The organism is Mesorhizobium sp. (assembly GCF_004963255.1).
Classification (GTDB): domain Bacteria; phylum Pseudomonadota; class Alphaproteobacteria; order Rhizobiales; family Rhizobiaceae; genus Mesorhizobium.
In genome coordinates this window covers 220,790-236,965 of record NZ_SUGA01000005.1, presented here as the reverse complement: position 1 = coordinate 236,965, position 16,176 = coordinate 220,790, and the positions used below count along the sequence as shown (strand labels likewise).

General features: G+C 63.5%; 19 protein-coding genes. 9 read left to right on the top strand and 10 right to left on the bottom strand.

Going from position 1 to position 16,176, the window contains the following annotated elements; all coding sequences use genetic code 11:
• Positions 1-136: 136 nt before the first annotated feature.
• A complete protein-coding gene (locus E5X34_RS09005) occupies positions 137-565 on the top strand; it encodes a MerR family transcriptional regulator (protein ID WP_292563187.1) in 429 nt (142 codons plus the stop codon).
• Positions 501-920 (top strand): carboxymuconolactone decarboxylase family protein, encoded by a 420-nt coding sequence (locus tag E5X34_RS09000; protein WP_292563186.1) that lies wholly within the window; start codon positions 501-503, stop codon positions 918-920. The genes E5X34_RS09005 and E5X34_RS09000 overlap by 65 nt, the downstream gene beginning before the upstream one ends.
• A 210-nt stretch (positions 921-1,130) precedes the next feature.
• On the opposite strand, the gene E5X34_RS08995 is transcribed toward E5X34_RS09000, so the two are convergent.
• The 3 genes from E5X34_RS08995 to E5X34_RS08985 all read right to left on the bottom strand — a co-directional run bounded on the left by E5X34_RS08995 (position 1,131) and on the right by E5X34_RS08985 (position 4,050).
• Positions 1,131-1,478, bottom strand: coding sequence for a DUF1491 family protein (locus E5X34_RS08995; protein WP_292563185.1), 348 nt, complete (start codon positions 1,476-1,478; stop codon positions 1,131-1,133).
• Between the two features lie 72 nt (positions 1,479-1,550).
• Entirely contained in the window at positions 1,551-2,339 is a 789-nt protein-coding gene (locus tag E5X34_RS08990; protein WP_292563184.1) for a peptidoglycan-binding protein, read from the bottom strand.
• A complete protein-coding gene (locus E5X34_RS08985) occupies positions 2,314-4,050 on the bottom strand; it encodes a HAMP domain-containing sensor histidine kinase (RefSeq protein WP_292563182.1) in 1,737 nt (578 codons plus the stop codon). The genes E5X34_RS08990 and E5X34_RS08985 overlap by 26 nt, the downstream gene beginning before the upstream one ends.
• Positions 4,051-4,607: 557 nt before the next feature.
• On the opposite strand from E5X34_RS08985, the gene E5X34_RS08980 reads away from it, so the two are divergent.
• Both E5X34_RS08980 and E5X34_RS08975 read left to right on the top strand, forming a co-directional pair.
• Positions 4,608-4,997, top strand: coding sequence for a DUF5330 domain-containing protein (locus tag E5X34_RS08980; protein WP_292563180.1), 390 nt, complete (start codon positions 4,608-4,610; stop codon positions 4,995-4,997).
• A 111-nt stretch (positions 4,998-5,108) separates the two neighbouring features.
• Positions 5,109-5,537 carry a SufE family protein gene (locus E5X34_RS08975; protein ID WP_292563178.1) on the top strand — a complete coding sequence of 143 codons (429 nt, stop codon included), beginning with the start codon at positions 5,109-5,111 and terminating at the stop codon, positions 5,535-5,537.
• 85 nt (positions 5,538-5,622) lie between these two features.
• On the opposite strand, the gene E5X34_RS08970 is transcribed toward E5X34_RS08975, so the two are convergent.
• Both E5X34_RS08970 and E5X34_RS08965 read right to left on the bottom strand, forming a co-directional pair.
• Complete coding sequence (locus tag E5X34_RS08970; protein ID WP_292563177.1) at positions 5,623-6,048, bottom strand: MucR family transcriptional regulator; 426 nt, start codon at positions 6,046-6,048, stop codon at positions 5,623-5,625.
• Positions 6,049-6,464: 416 nt separating this feature from the next.
• A complete protein-coding gene (locus tag E5X34_RS08965; RefSeq protein WP_292563175.1) occupies positions 6,465-6,809 on the bottom strand; it encodes an SH3 domain-containing protein in 345 nt (114 codons plus the stop codon).
• A gap of 133 nt (positions 6,810-6,942) precedes the next feature.
• Between E5X34_RS08965 and E5X34_RS08960 the strand changes: the two genes are divergently transcribed.
• Positions 6,943-9,054: a S9 family peptidase gene (locus tag E5X34_RS08960; RefSeq protein ID WP_292563173.1), complete on the top strand. Its 2,112-nt coding sequence runs from the start codon at positions 6,943-6,945 to the stop codon at positions 9,052-9,054.
• A gap of 99 nt (positions 9,055-9,153) precedes the next feature.
• Positions 9,154-9,543 carry an SET domain-containing protein-lysine N-methyltransferase gene (locus tag E5X34_RS08955; RefSeq protein ID WP_042642111.1) on the top strand — a complete coding sequence of 130 codons (390 nt, stop codon included), beginning with the start codon at positions 9,154-9,156 and terminating at the stop codon, positions 9,541-9,543.
• Positions 9,544-9,551: 8 nt separating this feature from the next.
• On the opposite strand, the gene E5X34_RS08950 is transcribed toward E5X34_RS08955, so the two are convergent.
• The 4 genes from E5X34_RS08950 to E5X34_RS08935 form a co-directional block, all read right to left on the bottom strand.
• Positions 9,552-10,502: a cytochrome c gene (locus E5X34_RS08950; RefSeq protein ID WP_292563171.1), complete on the bottom strand. Its 951-nt coding sequence runs from the start codon at positions 10,500-10,502 to the stop codon at positions 9,552-9,554.
• 9 nt (positions 10,503-10,511) lie between these two features.
• On the bottom strand, positions 10,512-10,949 hold the full coding sequence (locus E5X34_RS08945; protein WP_292563169.1) for a cytochrome c: 438 nt from the start codon (positions 10,947-10,949) through the stop codon (positions 10,512-10,514).
• A gap of 262 nt (positions 10,950-11,211) precedes the next feature.
• The gene (locus E5X34_RS08940; RefSeq protein WP_292563167.1) at positions 11,212-11,814 is read right to left on the bottom strand and encodes a superoxide dismutase; all 603 of its coding nucleotides are present in this window, start codon (positions 11,812-11,814) and stop codon (positions 11,212-11,214) included.
• Positions 11,815-12,016: 202 nt separating this feature from the next.
• Entirely contained in the window at positions 12,017-12,895 is an 879-nt protein-coding gene (locus E5X34_RS08935) for a branched-chain amino acid aminotransferase (RefSeq protein ID WP_292563165.1), read from the bottom strand.
• A 150-nt stretch (positions 12,896-13,045) separates the two neighbouring features.
• On the opposite strand from E5X34_RS08935, the gene E5X34_RS08930 reads away from it, so the two are divergent.
• From E5X34_RS08930 to E5X34_RS08920, 3 genes are all read left to right on the top strand, one after another.
• Positions 13,046-13,708: a haloacid dehalogenase type II gene (locus E5X34_RS08930; RefSeq protein WP_292563164.1), complete on the top strand. Its 663-nt coding sequence runs from the start codon at positions 13,046-13,048 to the stop codon at positions 13,706-13,708.
• A 271-nt stretch (positions 13,709-13,979) separates the two neighbouring features.
• The gene (locus E5X34_RS08925; protein WP_292563162.1) at positions 13,980-14,807 is read left to right on the top strand and encodes a L,D-transpeptidase; all 828 of its coding nucleotides are present in this window, start codon (positions 13,980-13,982) and stop codon (positions 14,805-14,807) included.
• Between the two features lie 177 nt (positions 14,808-14,984).
• Entirely contained in the window at positions 14,985-15,608 is a 624-nt protein-coding gene (locus E5X34_RS08920) for an FMN-binding negative transcriptional regulator (RefSeq protein WP_292563160.1), read from the top strand.
• Between the two features lie 51 nt (positions 15,609-15,659).
• On the opposite strand, the gene E5X34_RS08915 is transcribed toward E5X34_RS08920, so the two are convergent.
• Positions 15,660-16,133 (bottom strand): DUF4189 domain-containing protein, encoded by a 474-nt coding sequence (locus tag E5X34_RS08915; protein WP_292563159.1) that lies wholly within the window; start codon positions 16,131-16,133, stop codon positions 15,660-15,662.
• Between the last annotated feature and the right edge of the window lie 43 nt (positions 16,134-16,176).

Sequence of the window (16,176 nt, the reverse complement as noted above, 5' to 3'; positions counted from 1 at the left end):
TTTCGACTTAAAATCAACGAGCCAATGTCGTCGCGAAACTTAGCCTTCCGGGTCACGACGAAGTGACAAACGCCTCTTGACTTAGAGCGCACTCTAACTCGTAGCTTCCCGTGCGTCGTGACGAAAGAAGGCGTCGATGAAGATTGGCGAGCTGGCGAAGCGTTCGGGACTGTCTGCCTACACCATCCGTTACTATGAGCGGATCGGGCTGCTTCCCAATGCCGACAGGGACCAATCGGGCCAACGTGACTACGACGCATCAATCCTGACCTGGATAGAATTTCTCGATCGCCTCAAAACGACAGGGATGCCTATTCGGGAAATGCTGCGTTACGCGGCCTTGCGGGAGCGCGGCGTCGACACGGAAGCGGAGCGCGGCGCGTTGCTCGAGCAGCACCGTGAGCGTGTCCGTGCGCATCTGGCCAAACTGCAAGCCTGCCTTCTCGTCCTCGACACCAAGATTGCCGGATATGCCGGCGTTGAAAAGAGGATGAAGGACTATGACGCATCAATCCCCGAACATCAGCGAAAGCCGGCTGGAACGCGGCAAGCGGGCGCTCGCTGAAATAGATGGCGAAGCCGGCCACAACGTCATCGCCGCCCTGGCGGACATTGCCCCCGACTTCGCGAACTACGTGTTCGAGTTCTCGTTTGGCGACATCTACAGCCGCCCCGGCCTCGATCTGCGCGCCCGTGAGATCGCCACCATCGCGGCGCTGACTGCGATGGGAACCGCGACCCCGCAACTGAAAGTCCATATCGAGGCGGGGCTCAATGTCGGGCTGACCAAGGACGAAATTATCGAAACCATCATCCAGATGACGGTTTATGCCGGCTTTCCTGCGGCGCTCAACGGGCTGTTTGCGGCCAAGGACGTCTTCGCTGCCCGGTTTCCCGTCCAGAAGGGGGAAGCGGCATGATGAACTCCGCTCCTTGACGTACGCCCGGCGCTCTTGCTCTCACCGCGATCCGACCCATGAGACGCCCTAAGGCGTGTTGATATTCAGGTGAGGCCGGCCTGCAAACGGCGGCTTCCTGCGCTTCCGGTGCTCACGTACTTTAAGTACGCTCCGCTCCGGTTCTCGGAATCCACCGTTTTCGGCTTGGCCTGACCTGAATCTCAACACACCTTAGCCGGTCTTTACCGAAAGAAGCTCTTCGACCGGAACGGCTCCCGCCTCGATCTCGACCACCCAGATGTCGGGATCGAATTTCTTCTCGCGCTCCAACCGCGCATCGAAGGCGCCGCTATCGTCGCCGGCATCGAGCAAGGTGAAGAAGCGCTCATCCGGCTTGGCCGAATCGTAGCTCGTCTGCGGCGCCGGCCCATAAAGAGCGACCTCCCCCATCCGCCCGCGCGACAGCACGAAGACGGCGCCCGCCTCGGTCGCGCCGCGCTTGACCACCGCAGCAAAGCCGCCGGCGCCGAAGACGCGGCGTACAAGGGCCGAAACCCAGAGATCGGTGGTCACGCGCATGGGTGGTTTCCGGATGTCATGCGCGGTTCCTTACCGCAAGAATGAAGGAACCGAAACGATCGTTGCCGCAGCTCAGTTGGTCAGGCCGATCTCGCGCATCTTGACATAGACCGCCTCGTCCGGCTCGCCGGTCTCGGGCAGGCCGAACAAGGCCTGGAATTCCTTGATCGCGGCCTTGGTTCGGGCGCCGACCTTGCCGTCGAGCTGCATGTCGTTGTTGCCGAAAGCTTTCAGGCCGGCCTGGATCTTGACGATGCGGGCATCGGGCGATTGCGTGACGCCGTCGGCCGGGGCGGAAACCGGAATCACCGGCGGCTTGGCGGCCGGGACGGCCACACCATCGGCCGGCCGCGGCGCCGGATGGGGAATCGCCGCGGTCGTCTGGCGGGTGCCAAGCTGGTCGAGCAGCGCGCCGTCGATCTCGCCCGAGCCCGGCAGCCCGACTTTCAGCTGGTAGGCCTGGATCGCCTTGCGCGTCGCCGGTCCGGTCAGACCATCGACTGTGCCGTCATAGAAGTTGAGGTCCTTCAGGATGCCCTGCACCTGCTGGACGACCGGGTCCGGCTTGGCCACCGGCTGTGCCGGCGGCTGGCGCACGATGTTGATGGTGGTCTCAGGCTCGTTGGAGACGGTATGCGGGAAATTCTCGATGCTGCGGGTGGCAAAGAAGGCGCCGGTGTGCGGAAAAGGCTGATACCAGAGCGCATTGGCCGAGACATAGAACAGCGTCACCAGGAAGGCGGTCGAACCGCCGACCAGGACCGGATTGCTTGCGATCAGCTGGCCGACGGCGACCGCGCCTTCAGCAAGGACGCCGCGTTCGGGTTCGACCACCTTAGGCCGTTTTGCGGAGCGAGCCATTCCCCTCCCCATCTCTATCCCCCTTCGGCTTAGCCGCCGGCATGGCCAGCACGCCGGGCTGCGCACCGGAATGCTGCTTCGGCCCGCTCACCGGCAGGCCGATCGTCACCGTGGTGCCCTCACCCGGCGCGCTCTCGATCGACATCGTGCCCTCGTGCAGCGCCACCAGACCCTTGACCAGCGACAGGCCGAGACCGGTTCCCTCGAAGCGGCGCGTGTAGTCGTTCTGGATCTGCATGAACGGCTTGCCGAGATTGGCCATATCTGCCTCGGCAATGCCGATGCCGGTGTCGCTCACCCAGAAATGCAGGCGCGAGCCGACGCGCTTGGCGCCGATCACCACGCTGCCGCCATCGGGCGTGAACTTGACGGCGTTCGAAGCGAGATTGATCAGGATCTGCTGGACGGCGCGACGGTCGGCATTGATCTCGCCGGCATCCGGCGCGATCTGGGTGGCAAGAACGATGCCCTTGGCGTCGGCCAGCGGCCGCATCATCGAGCGGCACATGTCGACGGCCTCGACGAAACGAAACGTCTCCAGCTCGGTCGCATAGGCGCCCGCCTCGATGCGCGAGACGTCGAGGATCGAGGTGACGACGGACAGAAGGTGCTGGCCGGACTCCCTGACCAGGCCGACATATTCCTTCTGGCGCGGGTCCTTGAAGGCGCCGAACATCTCATGCAGCAGCATGTCGGAAAAGCCGATGATGGCGTTGAGCGGCGTGCGCAGCTCGTGGCTGACCACCGCCAGGAAGCGGCCCTTGGCCACTTCGGCCGCCGCGGCGGCCTCCCTGGCTTCCGCAAGCTCCTCGCGCAGCGCCGCGACATCGTCGTTCTCACGCAGCACCAGCATGAAGACGTCGCGTTCGGCTTCGCCGCGCAGCAAGTCGAGACTGAACGGACGGAAATTGTCGGCAGCGCTCGAACCCTCGCGCGGCAGGCGAATGCGCAGCTCAAGCCGGCGCTTCGGCGCCCCCTCGCGCATGTCGGCCAAGGCGGTGAGATAGGCGACGCGGTCGGACAGATGGACGCGGTCGAACAGGCCGGTGCCGAGCAGGAGCTCCGGCGCCAGTTTCAGCACCGAACGCGCTTTGGCGGACGCGTCGAGCACTTCGCCCTGGCGGCCGACGCGCAGCACGACGGCGTCGATCACCTCCTCGAGACGATCGCCGGCGGGCTCCGCCGGCCGCAGGCCGGCAGGATCGGCGAAGGCAGCGGCACGCGGCAACAATGTCAGCGCCCAGGCCAGCGGCAGCAGCCAGTGCCAGGCGGCGATTTCGCCAGGCGGCAGGAGCTGGCCGGCAAAGGGTTGGAGAACGATCGCGGCGACCGCCGCCAGCACGCTGGACAGCGCGGCGCGCCGCGACCCGGAAACCCACCAGGTTTCGACCGGCAATGCCAAGCCCAGCAGCGCGACCGGCGAGGCCAATCCCCCTGCCGCCGCTATTGCGCCGGCAAGGGCAAGGCCGCCCAAGGCGACCGCCATGCGGCCGGCGAGCGCCATGTGGCCGGTGGCGGCGACCAGAAGCGCGGCGAACCAGCACAGGCCGAAAGCGGCAAAGATGGCGGCCATGGTGACGGCCGCGCCGAGGCTCGAGGTGACCAGCGTCACCGCAGCACCCGCGGCAAGGAAAGGCGCGGCGAGCATGACGCCGATGAAGCGGCGCTGGTGTAGGCGTTCCGCCTCACTCGTCACGGTGGGGTGAACCAAGCGTTCGCAGCCGGCGGCAACCGCGCCGGGCAATTGAACGTATCTGGCTGAAATCGAACTCAACGCACGCGTACCCGGTGGTAAAAAACATCCTGCCTGGCAGGTGACTCAATCAATGACTTGAAACTCGCATCCAGCGTTTAAGGAATGGATAAGGCTGGCGGGTGCCAGCGACCGCCCCAAGGCAAATATTGTGATGCCGGCCCCGCAAAGCGCGCCGAGTTGGCGCCATGGTAAACGGCGCGTTAGCCGCGAGGCCTGTCCCAAAACGGGCCCAAACCTGACGCGGCTAATTTCTATTGCGAATAAAATCGAGAAATTACAATGCGATATATGGTTATCGTAAAGTTAATGCTGTCGATGAGATTCGACACAAGTCCGCTTCAAAACCAATTCCTTTCCAATTCGCCTAAAATTTGAGACAAATTCGCGGCTTCGGGGCAAGCCGTCCTTTGCGTGACCGTGCCATTATCGTGCCCATAAAAGAGGTCATGCCGATGGATGCATGATCCGTCACGGATGGATGCAGGATCCATCCCGCACGAGAGGCAAGTGAGATGGGCTTTCTGATCAGGATGGCTTTCTGGTTTTCGCTGGTGCTGCTGGCGCTGCCGCTCGGCGTCGGCCCGGGCGAGGACGGCCAGCAGAGCGTCGGGCCGATCCAGGCGCTGTTCGCGGCGCGCGAGGCGGTGGGCGACATCGCGGGGCTGTGCGAGCGCAAGCCCGATGTCTGCGAAACCGGCAAATCTGCCATGTACACCATTACAGTGCGGGCCCAGGAAACGGCCAAGATCGCCGCCGCCATGATCGACGACAAATCAGAGCAGGCAGGCGCGGCCCAGCCGAAGGTTGCGGACACGGCCAAGATGACCACCGGCAGCGTCGCCGAGGACATCGTGCTGCCCGCCAAGGTCAACATACCAGTGCTGTTGACTTCCAAGAACTGAGACAATCTTCAGCCGCCACTTGGCTACGCCGCGGGCCCGTCCGACCTCTCGACGCCCGCGGCGTCTTTCTTTTTCCGTGACGCGGCGTTGCCGTGCCACTATATGCGGGCCATGACCGCCCCGATCCAGACGATCCGCGACGACTTTTCCCTGCTCGACGAGTGGGAGGACCGCTACCGCTACGTGATCGAGCTTGGCGAAGGCCTGCCGCCTTTCCCCGAGGAGGAACGCACGGCCGCGAACAAGGTGCCCGGCTGCGTCAGCCAGGTGTGGCTCACCACCGAGCAGGGAGCGGGCGCCGATCCGGTGATCAGCTTCCAGGGCGATTCGGACGCCCACATCGTGCGCGGCCTCGTCGCCATCATGCTGGCGCTGTTTTCGGGCCGGCGGGCAAGCGAGATCCAGAACACGGACGCGGAGGCGACGCTAAAGGAGCTCGGGTTGGACGAGCATCTGTCGCCGCAGCGCGCCAACGGCCTGCGTTCGATGGTCAAGCGCATCAAGCGCGACGCGGAAGCGGCGCTGAAGCAGACGGCCTGATCCGGTCCATATCGCCTTCGCTATCCGGAACAGCAAAACGGCGCCGCAAGGGCGCCGTCGAACTTTGCCTGAGGAACGAAGCCGATCAGCGGCCCTTGCGCTTGCGGCCCAGACCCATCTTCTTGGCGAGCTGCGAGCGGGCAGCCGCGTAATTGGGGGCGACCATCGGATAGCTGGCGTCCAGCCCCCACTTCTCACGGTATTCTTCCGGCGTGAGATTGTAATGGGTCATCAGGTGACGCTTCAGCGACTTGAACTTCTTTCCATCCTCGAGACAGACGATGTAGTCGTCATGGACGGAGCGCTTGGGATTGACGGCCGGCTTCTGCTTTTCGGCCGACGGCTGCTCCGGCGAACCACCGACACGGCCCAATGCTGCATGGACGTCGGCGATAAGGTTCGGCAATTCCCCAACGGGCACCGGGTTGTTGCTGACATAGGCGGCGACGACATCGGCGGTCAGCTCGATCAGCGCATCACCGTTTTTCGAAGGTGTTTCGACGATTTCCATAGTGCTTAGGCCCCAACGAGAGTTGTTTCTAAAACTGTGCCCTTTTTTCCGAGGTCGGGCATCGCGCGAATTTCATTCAGGAAAACCCTGCGATTCGCGTCGGTCATCTTAATGACGCCGCATCGCAAGTAAGTCAATTCGCATATTGACTTATATTGGCCGATATTCATCAAATATTGCCGTTTCACCTTCAAAAATTCGTGCGGCGTGTAACTTCGCGAGATTCTTCTGGCCAGACCAGCATACCGTGACGCTGCGTCATCCTCATGTTAGACATCCGCTCGCCGCACGACATGACCCGCGATGCTTGAGCAATGCTTGGATGCCTGTTGCGCCAGCACGATGAATCCTGTGGCGAAATGTAGCGCAGGCAGGCTGCCCTGCCGGCCGGCCCGACAAGGCGAGCCGGCGGTCGGTCAATAAGGCGCGATATATTTGCCGTAGACCCAGCCAGTGACGAAATGGCCACTCTGCGCCGGGTCGTGCCACACCTCGCACCAGCGATAGCGGATCGCCTGGCGCTGCTTCCAGCGCGGCTGCCGGGCGATATCGAGCAGATTTACGCCACCTGTGCAGCGGCCGGTCATCTGCAGCACGGTGCCGTTCGAATAGGCGGCCTGTTTTTGCGATGCGTTGGAAGGATATTTTCGCGCGTTGAGCGTGTCGCCGAACGGCACGCCCGCCACTTGCCAGGCGGCAAAGACGGTTGCATGAGACGGACTGGAAAAAGCCAGACCCGCCGCGAGGACGGCGACAGACATAGCGGTAGAAACACAGGATTTCATCTTTCCCCCTTCGACTTGGCTTCTGTAGACCATCTTGAGCCGCGCCCCTTGAACAGCCGCTGAGCGGCGTGTTCATTCGTCATTCAAGCAAATTCCGCAGCGAGACGTAATGACCAGCACTTCTGCCTTGATTTCCGCCTTCCCGGCCGCCAACCCGCCGACGCCTGAGAAACATCCGGTGTCCGACACGCATCACGGCATTACCCGCTCAGACGACTATGCCTGGATGCGGGCCGACAACTGGCAGGCCGTGTTCCGGGACCCTTCTTTGCTCGACGGCCGGATCCGCACTCATCTGGAGGCCGAGAACGCCTATCAGGCCGTTCTGATGGCCGGCACCGCGGATCTGCGCGGCAAGCTGTTTGCCGAGATGAAGGGACGCATCAAGGAGGACGACTCGACGGTGCCGATGAAGGACGGCCCCTATGCCTACGGCTCTTCCTTCCGGCAGGGCGGCGAGCAACCGCGCTATTTCCGCACCTCGCGCGATGGCGGCAGCGAGGAAATCCTGCTCGATGGCGACTCGGAGGCCGAGGGCAAGGCCTATTTCCGGCTCGGCGGCGTCGACCATTCAGCGGACCACAAGAAGCTCATCTGGGCGTTCGACGACAAGGGCTCGGAATTCTTTACGCTGCGCGTGCGCGATGTCGCCGGCGGCACCGACCTTGGTGACCTGATCCCCGATACGGGCGGCGGCGGGGTGTGGAATGCCGGCGATGACGGCTTCTTCTACACCCGCCTCGACGATAACCATCGCCCGTCGAAAGTGTTCTTCCACAAGCTCGGCGACAAGCCCGAGAACGACCGCCTGATCTATGAGGAGACCGATCCGGGCTTCTTCATGGATGTCAGCGGAACGCGCGCCAACGACTGGATCCTGATCGGCATCAACGACCATGAGACGTCCGAGTATCGGCTTCTGCCGGCCGATGATCCATCCGCGGCGCCCCGGCTGGTGGCGGTGCGGGAGGCCGGGCTGCAATACGACCTGGAAGAAGGCGGCGACATCTTCTTCATCCTGACCAACGCCGATGGCGCCAAGGACTTCAAGATCATGACCGCGCCGGTCGACAATCCGGTGCGCGCCAACTGGCAGGAACTGGTGGCGCACGAGCCGGGACGGCTGATCCTCTCGGTGCTCGGCTTCAAGCACCACATGGTCAGGCTCGAGCGCAAGGACGGCCTGCCGCGCATCGTGGTGCGCGAGCGCGCCAGCGGCGAGGAGCATTTCATCTCCTTCGACGAGGAGGCTTTCTCGCTCGGCCTTTCCGGCTCCTACGAGTACGACACCGAGACGATGCGCTTCACCTATTCGTCGATGACGACGCCGGCGCAGGTGTACGACTACAATATGCGCAGCCGCGAGCGCGTGCTCCTGAAGACGCAGGAAGTGCCCTCCGGCCATGATCCGGAGCACTATGTCACGCGCCGGCTGATGGCGCCCGCCGCCGATGGCGAGCTGGTGCCGATCTCGCTGCTCTACCATCGCGAGACGCCGCTGGACGGCTCGGCGCCGTGCCTGCTCTACGGCTATGGCTCCTACGGCATCACGGTGCCTTCGGCCTTCAACACCAATTGCCTGTCGCTGGTCGACCGCGGCTTTGTCTACGCCATCGCGCATGTGCGCGGCGGCAAGGACAAGGGCTATGGCTGGTACGAGGACGGCAAGCGGGCGAAGAAGATGAACACCTTCACCGACTTCATCGCCTGCGCCCGCCATCTCGTCGCCGAGCGTTACACGCAGCATGACCGCATCGTCGCGCAAGGCGGCTCCGCCGGCGGCATGCTGATGGGGGCGATCGCCAACATGGCGCCGGAGGATTTCGGCGGCATCGTCGCCGAGGTGCCGTTCGTCGACGTGCTCACCACCATGCTCGACGCCAGCCTGCCGCTGACGCCGCCGGAATGGCCGGAATGGGGCAACCCGATCGCTTCCGCCGACGACTACAAGACGATCGCCGCCTATTCGCCCTATGACAATGTCGCGGCGCTCGACTACCCGCCGATTCTGGCGCTGGCGGGCCTCACTGATCCGCGCGTCACCTATTGGGAGCCGGCGAAATGGGTGGCACGGCTGCGCGAACGCAAGGCAGGCGGCAACCCGGTCCTGTTCAAGATCAATATGGATTCCGGCCATGCCGGTGCGTCGGGCCGCTTCTCGCGCCTGGAGGAGATCGCCTACATTTACGCCTATGCCCTGAAAGTGACCGGGAAGACCTGATTTTCCACTCGCAATTGACAAGGGCGCGCGTTACGCAATGCTCTGCTTTTTTGGACGTGGCCCTTGGACCGCGCCGACTGCTCAATCACAAGGTTAGTCATGCTGCTCGTCGACGTCTATCTCGACAAATCACCCATCCAGGGCATCGGCGTGTTCGCCAAACACCGCATTGCAAAGGGCACGCTGATCTGGAAGCTCGACCCAAGGTTCGACCGGCGCATTCCCGTCGACACCTATGAGGGCGAGAGCGGGCCGGTGAAGTCCTATCTCGACCGCTATTCCTATCCGGACCGGCGCGACCCCAACTACATCGTCTTCGAGGCGGATGACGCGCGTTACATGAACCACGCGGACGAGCCGAACTGCGACGTGTCCTCGCCCGAGGAAACCTACGCGCTGCGCGATATCGCGCCCGGCGAGGAATTGACCTGCGACTACAACCACTTTTTCGAAAACGGCTTCGATTTCCTGGGTGACCGCCACCCGTAAGATAAACGTCAATTCGCCGGCTTGCGCGGCGGATAGCCGTTGGGATGCGGCGGGACAGCCTTGAGATAGGCGGCGATCGCTGCGCGGTCATCGGCGGTCAGCTGCGCCATGTTCTTTTGCACCTCGACCATGGCGCCGCCGACGGAATCGAAATCGGGCGTGAAGCCGGTCTCGAGGTAGTTGGCGATATCGGCTTCCGACCAGTCCTTGATGCTCTTCCCGTCGGGAGTGATGTCGGGCACGATGCCCGAGCCTTCGGCCGCCACGGCGCCGGCGAGCCACTCGCCCTTCTTGACGCCGCCGGCGAAATCGCGCGGCGTGTGGCATTCGCCGCAATGGCCGGGACCCTCGACGAGGTAGCGGCCGGCCAGCACCTTGTCCGGCGTGCCGTCGGGCAGCGCGATCACCGGCTCTGGACTGAGATAGAGAAGCTTCCACAGGCCGATGCCGCGGCGGATGGTGAAGGGGAAGGAAAGCTTGTGGTCCGGCGCCTTGCCGGCGACCGCCGGCAGGGTCTTCATGAAAGCGTAGAGATCGGCAATGTCGGCCGGCTTCATGCGCGCGTAGGACGCATAGGGAAAGGCCGGATAGAAATGCTCGCCCGAAGGCGAGACGCCTTTCAGCATGGCGTTGGCGAAGTCCTCCTCGCTCCAGGCGCCGATGCCGTCATTCCGGTCCTGCGAGATGTTGGGCGGAACGAAGGTGCCGAACGGCGTCTTGAGCTCCAGCCCGCCGGCCAGCTGCAGCCGGGCGTCGCCCTGGGCGCCAGGCTTGGAATGGCAAGAGGTGCAGCCTCCTGCATAGAAGATGCGCTTGCCTTTGGCGGCGTCGCCGGGGCCGAGCCGCGCGATGGCCCCGGCGTCAAGCCTGACCGGCGCCGACAGGGCCCAGCCGGCGGCGGCCGCCGCCCCGCCAAGCACGATGGCGGCGCCGACGAGCTTCTTCAGCCAGGCGGCCATATCAGGCGATCAGCCCTTCTTGATCCTGTAGCTCTGATGGCAAGCGCCGCAATCGCCGCCCAGCGTGTTGAGCTGCGCCTTCAGACCATCGACATCGCCCGGCGGCGAGGCGACCGCTTCCTTCGTGTTGGCCAGGAACTTGTCCTCAGCGGCCTTGAAGCCGGCCATGTCTTCCCAGATCTTGGGCGCGGCCGTGGTGTCGCCCTTGTCGGAGCCGGCCGGAAACAGTTTTTCGGCATCGAACTTCTCGGCATTGGCCTGAAGGGCCTTCAGCGTCGTCAGCACGGCGGTCGCGTCGAAATCCTCCTCGCCCTTGACCACCTTGGACAACTGGCCGGCGAGCTTGCCGCGCTCCTTCATCAGCGCTTGGCGCTCCTGGATCGGATCGGCAAAGGCGGCCGAGCCGGCAAAGGCGAGCATAGAGATGGCGAGGACAAGCTTTCTCATTCAATTGGCTCCGTGGGATGAAGAGAGTTCGGGACTACGTGTTAACGGGCACGACAGCAGGATTATTCCCCTTCGCCGTGACGATTTTGCTGGCCGGCTTGCCGTTTTTCCCGCCCGAAAAAGAAAAGCCCCGGCACTCCGGGGCTTTTCCCTGAAATCGATCAGCCTTTACAGCGCCGCGCGCCTTTCGGCGCGCAAAGGACGCTGTAACGCTTTGATTCTGCGCATGATCCTTTCCGAAAATCGATCTCGATTTTCGGGGTCATGCGCGGGCCTTTTCATACATCTCCAGGACGTGATCCCAGTTGATCAGGCTGTCGACGAAGGCCTCGAGATATTTCGGCCGCGCGTTGCGGTAGTCGATGTAGTAGGAGTGCTCCCAGACATCGACGCCGAGGATCGGTGAGCCGCCATGCACCAGCGGGTTCTCGCCGTTGGGGGTCTTGGAGATTTCCAGCTTGCCGTTCTTGACCGAGACCCAGGCCCAGCCGGAGCCGAACTGGGTGGTGCCGGCGGCGATGAAATCCGCCTTGAACTTGTCATAGCCGCCGAGATCGCTGTCGAAAGCCTTCTGCAGCGCGCCGGGCAGCTTGTTGCCGCCGCCGCCCTTCTTCATCCATTTCCAGAAATGGATGTGGTTGTAGTGCTGGGCGGCGTTGTTGAAGAGCCCGGCATTCTTGCCGAAGGACTGGTTGACCACCTCTTCGACCGACAGGTCGCCAAGGCCGGCCTCGGCGGCCAGCTTGTTGCCGTTGTCGACATAGGCCTTGTGGTGCTTGTCGTGGTGATACTCCAGCGTCTCCTTCGACATATAGGGCTGAAGCGCCTCGTAGTCGTAAGGCAAGGCGGGCAACTCAAAAGCCATGGATGGTACTCCCTCGAGGAAAAATCCGGTGAAACTGCCGAACTTAGATAGGTCTGGAATGGGTTGGGGCAACTCCGGAATGAAGCGCCGAGCGACTTTAGAGCAATTCGCCGAAAAGTGTGAAAGGGTTTTCCGTCCGCAATTGCGCCAAACAGGAGAAAGTGTGGGTCGCCGTTCCGTGAAACGCTGAAACTCCAGCCGCTCAGGCGGCGGACGTCGAATGCGCCCACTCCCAATAGAGCTCGCGCGCCTTCTTGGCCACCGGTCCGGGCTGCAGGTCGCGGCTCTCGATACGTGTGACAGGCACGACCTTGGAATGGTTTCCGGTCGAGAAGATCTCGTCGGCGTCCAGGAAATCGCGAACCGACAGCGTCTTCTCGATGGTCCTGAAGCCGTAGTCGCCGAGCAGGTTGATGGTGCGCGAGCGGGTGATGCCCGACAGGAACGTGCCGTTCGGCGCCGGCGTCATCACATGGCCGTCCTTGACCAGGAAGATGTTGGAGGTGCCGGTCTCGGCGACATTGCCCAGCATGTCGAGCACGAGCGCGTTGTCGAAGCCGCGGTTCTTGGCTTCCAGGATGGCGCGGCCGTTGTTGGGGTAAAGGCAGCCGGCCTTGGCATTGGTCGGCATGGTCTCGATGGTCGGGCGGCGGAACGGCGACACCGTGACCGAGAAACCGGAGGGCGGAATCATCGGCGCCTCGTAAAGGCAGAGGCAGAAGCGGGTCGACTCCGGATCGGCCGGCACGCCCATATAGCCGCCATGCTCGGCCCAATACATCGGCCTGATATAGACCGCCGTCTTGCCGTCGAATTTCTTCAGGCCGTCCCAGGTCAGGCCGACGATCTCTTGCGTCGTCATCGACGGCTTCAGGCCTAGCGCCGTGGCGGAAGCGTTGACGCGGGCGGCGTGAAGCTCGAGGTCGGGCGCCACGCCCTCGAACCAGCGGCCGCCGTCGAAGACGCTGGTGCCGAGCCACATGGCGTGGCTGCGCGGTCCGAGAATGGCAACGTTGCCCTCGTACCAGTCGCCGTCCACATAGGTCCAAGTCGCGGTTTGCGCCGCCGTCGCCAGTGTCATGTTTGCCGTCCAGATCGATGACTTCAGGCCGGCATAGGACGATGCTTTGGCGGCCGGCGTCAACCGACATCGGGAAAAATCGTTGAGGCCAGAGGCACTTGACTGCAATCAATGCTTGCATGGCAGGCCTGCGCGCCGCAAAACTCAAGCATGCATCATGCGGCCTATGTCTTCGACGCCTATGGCACGTTGTTCGACGTGCACGCCGCCGTGCGCCGCCACGCCGGCGAGATCGGGCCGGACGGCCAGTTGCTGTCGGAGATATGGCGCGCCAAGCAGCTCGAATATTCCTGGGTGCGGACGCTGATGGGCTCCTACGCCGACTTCTGGCAACTGACCGAGCAGGCACTCGACTTTGCGCTGCGCAAGGTGCCCTCGGCCGATCCGGCGCTGCGGACGAAGCTGCTCGAAGCCTATTGGCGGCTCGATTGCTATCCGGAGGTGCCGGCCGTGCTGAAGGCGCTCAAGGCGTCCGGCGCGAAGCTTGCAATCCTCTCCAATGGTTCGCCGGAAATGCTCGACGCCGCGGTCAAATCCGCCGCGCTCGACCAGATCCTCGACAACGTATTTTCGGTCGACCAGGTCAAACGCTTCAAGACCGACCCGTCAGTCTACGACATGGTGGTCACCAGTTGGCGGCTCTATCCGGGAGCGGTGTCGTTCCAGTCGTCGAACCGCTGGGACATAGCGGGCGCTACGAAGTTCGGTTTCCGTACGGTCTGGATCAACCGGACCAACCAGCCGGATGAATACCGCGACCTTCCGCCAGGGCTGATCCTGCCGTCGCTCGACGGGCTGCTGGCAGGTCTCTGATGCAATTCCAGGAAAAGTGTGAAGCGGCTTTCCGTCCGGAATTGCGTCAAAACAAAAGAAAGGGCGGTCGGTGTTTCCGTGAAGTGGCGAACCGCCCTGACCCCGCTGTTGCTGCAGCGCAACAGCTGTGGCGTGGTCACAGCTTCGCCTTTTTCTGTCCACCCTCAGGCCAGAATTGGAACCGCCTATCGCCCCGACTGTTATGGATGGCGCCGGCGACGGACCCTCGCATTCATGCTTTCTTGCGAATTGAGACCTAGAAAAGGCAACCATGTCAGACGCTTCCTTCCGCATCAGCCGCCGCGGCTTCCTCAATTTCACAGCCCTCGGCGCTGCTTCGGCTGCCCTATCCGCCTGCACCACGACCAGCGATCAAGGCCCAGCACCCATCCAGACGCCGCCGCCTCAGGCCCCTGTCGAGCCGCCGCTCGGCGACTATGAGACGATGTATGGCGCGATGTCGGACAATGGTTTTGACCTGCCGGCCATTCCGGTGAATAAGATCGATCACAGATTCCTGCGCCAGATCGTTCCCGATCCGACCGGGCAGCGCCCGGGCACCATCGTTGTCGATACCACCGGCCACTTCCTCTATCTGGTGCGCGAGGGCGGCCAGGCGATCCGCTACGGCGTCGGCCTCGGCCGCGCCGGCTTCGAATGGTCGGGCGACGCGGTCGTGCAGTGGAAGCAGAAATGGCCGAAATGGACGCCGCCGGACGAGATGGTGGCGCGCCAGCCGGAGCTGACGCAATACAGCGCCAAGAATGGCGGCATGCCGGGCGGCCTGAAGAACCCGCTCGGGGCGCGTGCGCTCTATCTCTTCCAGGGCAACCAGGACACGCTCTACCGCCTGCACGGTTCGCCCGAATGGTGGTCGATCGGCAAGTCGGTGTCGTCCGGCTGCGTGCGCCTGATCAACCAGGACATCATCGACCTCTACGACCGCGTGCCGACCAAGACACCGGTCATCGTGACGGCCAATATCGGCGCGCCGGAAGAGGACATGCCGGACCGCCAGGCCATCCCGATCGACAATGGCGTGCCGACCGGCTCGATCCTGCTCGGTCCGGTGAAGCGGCTCACCAACGAGATTTTCTAAGTTATCGACCCATCAGCGGTGCCTGCCAATATGGCGGCCGGCACCGCAACCCGCCGGGACGAAAATCGGTTATCAGGTCCCGGGCCTGCAGCCCAGCTGGACCACACAAAACTTTCGCGACAGGATGTTCTAAGCAGGCCGGACTTCAGGCATTTTATGCCTGCAAGGAGTTTTGCCATGTACACGCCACCCGCCTTCCGTGACGACGACAAGGAGAGCCTCACGGCAACGATCCGCTCCGCGCGGCTGGCGACGCTGGTCACCGCCACGGCCGATGGCCCGGTGGCGACGCCGCTGCCGCTTTTCCTCGATGAGAACGAAGGCGAGCGTGGCGTCATCTACGGCCATGTCGCGAAGGCAAACCCGCACTGGCGCGTGCCGCCCCTGGGCGACGGCCTGGCGATCTTCATGGGACCGGACGCCTATGTGACGCCGGCCTGGTATCAGACCAAGCAGGAGACCGGGAAGGTGGTGCCGACCTGGAATTACGTCGCCGTTCACGCCCATGGGCCGATCGAGTTTTTCGAGGATGCGGACAGGCTGCTCGAGGTGGTGACGCGCCTGACCAATTTGCATGAAGGCGAGCGCGCCGCCCCCTGGGCCGTATCGGACGCGCCGGCGGATTTCATCCAGTCGCAGCTGAAGGGCATTGTCGGCCTGCGCATGCCGATCACGAAGCTCGAAGGCAAGCGCAAGATGAGCCAGAACCGCAACGCGGCTGATCGCGCCGGCGTGCTGGCAGGCCTGGCGGCGAGCGAGCGGTCGTCCGACCGCGAGGTCGCGCCACTCATTCCGCTGTGAACCGCGCCAGGGCCGGCTGATCGCCGCGGCCGCTCGAATTCCGCGGCGACGTCAGGTGCAAACCCACTCGCGGATCTTGCACTCCTTCCCCTCGCCGCCGCATTGCGCCGTCGCCTTGTCCTCGGCCTCACGGCGCGTCGCGGCCGAGGCTGCAGCCCAGAACGGCGTCGCCGCGCCACGGCTCTTGCCGACCGACAGGGCGGCGCAGTGCTCATAGGGAAAGCCGGTGCCGTCGTCATCGTCCCAATGGCGGTGATTGCGGAACACCTCGACCACCCGGCAGCCCTTGCCGTCCGCGTTCTCGCAATATTTGAGCGCGATGTCTTCGGCTTCCTGGCGCTTGTGGGCGCCCCAGAAGAAGCCGTGACGGCCGTCATCCGGCGAATAGGCGATCGCGCCCCAGATGCCCTTTTCCTCGCCCGTCTCGGCCGGCGGCGGCGCCACCAGGTCGGCGGCATGGCTGGCGATGGTGAGCCCGGCCAGTGCCGCCAGCAGCGGGAATGAGAGGCGACGGTCGATCAGCATTTTCGTGCTCCAGCTTGTGGCCATTCTTGAACCCTGGCGATAA